Below are 1,510 nucleotides of genomic sequence, written 5' to 3'. Positions count from 1 at the left end.
TGTCTGACGTCAGCACCCGTTGGACAGATTTGAGGATTTGAATAGAGGAGGATTTCTGGTTCATCTTATCGATTAGGAGATCGAGATGACGAAGAAGCCGACTACATCGAAAGACGCCGCCGACAAGGTTGTCAAAAACATCCGTCGTAAGACACGTCAAACTTACTCAGCTGAAGAGAAGATCCGTATTGTTTTGGCTGGTCTGCGCGGCGAGGAGAGCATCGCCGTTCTTTGCCGCCGCGAGGGTATTGCGGAGAGCCTGTATTACAGCTGGTCCAAAGAATTCCTTGAAGCAGGCAAGCGCCGCTTATCGGGCGATACCGCGCGTCAGGCCACGTCACCAGAAGTGAAGGAACTGCGTTCAGAGTCTTTGGCGCTGAAGGAGTGCGTGGCTGATCTGACGCTTGAAAACCGTCTGCTCAAAAAAAGCATGACAGGAAATGGGGGATACGAGGAATGAGGTACCCTACTTCTGAAAAGCTTGAGATCATCCGCACCGTTGAGGGCTCCCACCTGCCGGTCAAACAGACGCTTGATATGCTGTGCATTCCGCGCAGCACATTCTACCGGTGGTACGATCTTTATGTCGATGGTGGCGTGGACGCATTGGCGGATCATTCGCCACGCCCAGGATCAGTCTGGAACCGCATTCCGGATGTCCGCCGCGATGATCTGATTGAGTTTGCGCTGGAGCATGAGGCGCTGTCGACACGGGAATTGGCCGTCAAATACACCGATGAAAAGAGGTATTTTGTCTCTGAATCATCAGCTTATCGCATTCTCAAAGCCGCTGATCTGATCACTGCACCAGATTATGTGGTGATCAAAGCGGCCGATGAGTTCAAAGACAAAACCACATCTATTAACGAGATGTGGCAAACGGACTTCACTTACTTCAAGATCATCGGCTGGGGTTGGTACTATTTGTCCACGATCTTGGACGACTACAGTCGCTACATCATTGCCTGGAAGCTTTGCACAAACATGCGTGCCGAGGACGTCACTGATACGATCGAACTGGCGCTGAATGCGTCGGGTTGCGACCAAGCCGTTGTGCGTCATAAACCGCGTCTTCTGAGCGATAACGGCTCGTGCTACATCTCCGGCGATCTGGCAGAATGGCTGGAAGGCCAAAACATGACGCATGTACGTGGCGCACCATTCCATCCACAAACCCAAGGCAAGATCGAACGCTGGCATCAGACGATGAAGAACCGGGTTCTCTTGGAAAACTATTACCTACCAGGCGATCTCGAACGTCAGATCGGGGCCTTCGTCGATTACTACAACAACGCACGATACCACGAGAGCTTGAGCAACGTCACACCTGCTGACGTCTACTTTGGTCGCGACAAAGCCATTCTGCGGGAAAGGAAAAGGATCAAAAAACAGACAATCCGGCAACGACGCTTGCATCACGAAAAACAAGCCGCATAATCAATCACACAAACGAGCCAGAGCCTCCAATGCTCAAGCCGCTATGATGTCCAACTTTATATGACGACGGACA

The 1,510-nt window shown here is 51.6% G+C and carries 1 protein-coding gene; it reads left to right on the top strand.

Annotated elements, in window-relative coordinates:
* Positions 1-85 precede the first annotated feature (85 nt).
* Positions 86-1,437, top strand: a protein-coding gene (locus tag V6N04_RS18955) for an IS3 family transposase (RefSeq protein ID WP_371171735.1) whose coding sequence is annotated in 2 segments (ribosomal slippage) — positions 86-422 and positions 422-1,437 — 1,353 coding nt in all. Because the reading frame shifts where the segments join, the coding sequence is not laid out codon by codon here.
* Positions 1,438-1,510 lie beyond the last annotated feature (73 nt).

It is taken from the genome of Aliiroseovarius conchicola (assembly GCF_041403445.1).
Classification (GTDB): Bacteria; Pseudomonadota; Alphaproteobacteria; order Rhodobacterales; family Rhodobacteraceae; genus Aliiroseovarius; species Aliiroseovarius conchicola.
The sequence above is the reverse complement of the archived record's forward strand: the minus strand, read 5'-3'. Positions and strand labels throughout refer to the sequence as shown.